This window comes from Miniimonas arenae (assembly GCF_006351005.1).
In the GTDB taxonomy this organism is placed as follows: Bacteria; Actinomycetota; Actinomycetes; order Actinomycetales; family Beutenbergiaceae; genus Miniimonas; species Miniimonas arenae.
The window spans coordinates 1-1529 of sequence record NZ_VENP01000126.1 but is presented as its reverse complement, the minus strand read 5'-3'; the positions used below and the strand labels follow the sequence as shown (position 1 = coordinate 1529).

Here is a 1529-nt window from a genome sequence, read left to right as displayed (position 1 = left end):
TGGTGCTGAGCGCACGGGACATGGTCATCGAGTACCCCGGCCGGCGTCGGCACCCCGCGTTCCGGGCCGTGGACGAGGTGTCCTTCGACCTGCGGCGCGGCGAGGTGCTCGGGCTGGTCGGCGAGTCGGGCTCGGGTAAGACCACGATCGGCCGCGCCGTGGTGGGCCTGCTGCCCGTCACGGGTGGCCAGCTCACCGTCGCGGGCCAGGAGATGGTCGGAGCGACGCTGAAGGACCTGCGGCCGCTGCGCACCAAGGTCGGCATCGTGTTCCAGGACCCGGGCTCCTCGCTCAACCCGCGCCTCCCGATCGGCGAGAGCATCGGCGAGCCGCTCATGCTGCACCGCGGGATCAAGGGCCAGGCGCTGGCCCGGGAGGTGGAGCGCCTGCTCGACCAGGTCCAGCTGCCGCGCGCCATGCGCAACCGCTACCCGCACGAGCTGTCCGGCGGCCAGCGCCAGCGCGTCGGCATCGCGCGCTCGCTGAGCCTCGAGCCCCAGATCCTCGTGGCGGACGAGCCGACCTCGGCCCTGGACGTCTCGGTCCAGGCGACCGTGCTCGACCTCTTCCAGGAGCTCCAGCGCGAGCACGGGTTTGCGTGCCTCTTCATCAGCCACGACCTCGCCGTGGTCGAGCTGCTGTCCGACCGCATCGCGGTGATGCACCAGGGCAAGCTGGTCGAGGTGGGCGACTCGGAGCAGATCGTCACCGCACCGGCGCACCCCTACACCCAGCGCCTGCTCGCGGCGGTGCCCGTGCCGAACCCGGAGGAGCAGCGCAAGCGGCGGATCGCGCGCGACGCGATCCTCGAGGCGCAGGCGGCCGAGCTCGCCGCCGAGGAGCTGGCGCTGGACGCCCGAGCGGCGGCAGGGGCCGAGGTCCAGCCCGACGCGCTCGATGCGGAGAGCCGGAGCGACACGCCGCGGCAGTTCTGACGCGCCCGACCTGCGTTGCGCGCCGTGGCGCGCCGGGGAGAGGTTCGGTCCGCGCCCGGCGCGTGCTCCGCCGTCGGGCGCGATGTGTCGACCGGCACAACCGTCCCGCGGCGGGTGTCAGCGGTCTGCGGAGTAGACTGACGCGGCGCCCGACCGGTCCCCGGCCGCTGCGGGTCCGCCGTCACGGCGCCTCCGTCTGCGCGCGCCACCCTCGACCAGAGATGACCCGATGAGCACACCTATGCCCGCCGTCCGATCCGACCTGCGCAACGTCGCCATCGTCGCGCACGTCGACCACGGCAAGACGACCCTCGTGGACGCGATGCTCTGGCAGTCGGGCGCGTTCGGCGAGCACGCGCACGTCGACGAGCGCGCCATGGACTCCGGCGACCTCGAGCGCGAGAAGGGCATCACGATCCTCGCGAAGAACACCGCGATCCGGTACTCCGGTCCCGCGGCGGCCGCGGCCGGTCAGCCCGACGGCGTGACGATCAACGTCATCGACACCCCCGGCCACGCCGACTTCGGCGGCGAGGTGGAGCGCGGCCTGTCGATGGTCGACGGCGTGGTGCTGCTCGTCGACGCGAGCGAGGG

At 73.4% G+C, this 1529-nt stretch carries 2 protein-coding genes; both read left to right on the top strand.

Going from position 1 to position 1529, the window contains the following annotated elements:
* Positions 1-935 (top strand): ATP-binding cassette domain-containing protein (locus FH969_RS14890; RefSeq protein ID WP_139987983.1); only part of this gene is annotated, 935 nt, incomplete at its 5' end.
* Between the two features lie 229 nt (positions 936-1164).
* The coding region (locus FH969_RS14885) for a GTP-binding protein (protein ID WP_425462473.1) at positions 1165-1529 on the top strand (365 nt) is incomplete at its 3' end.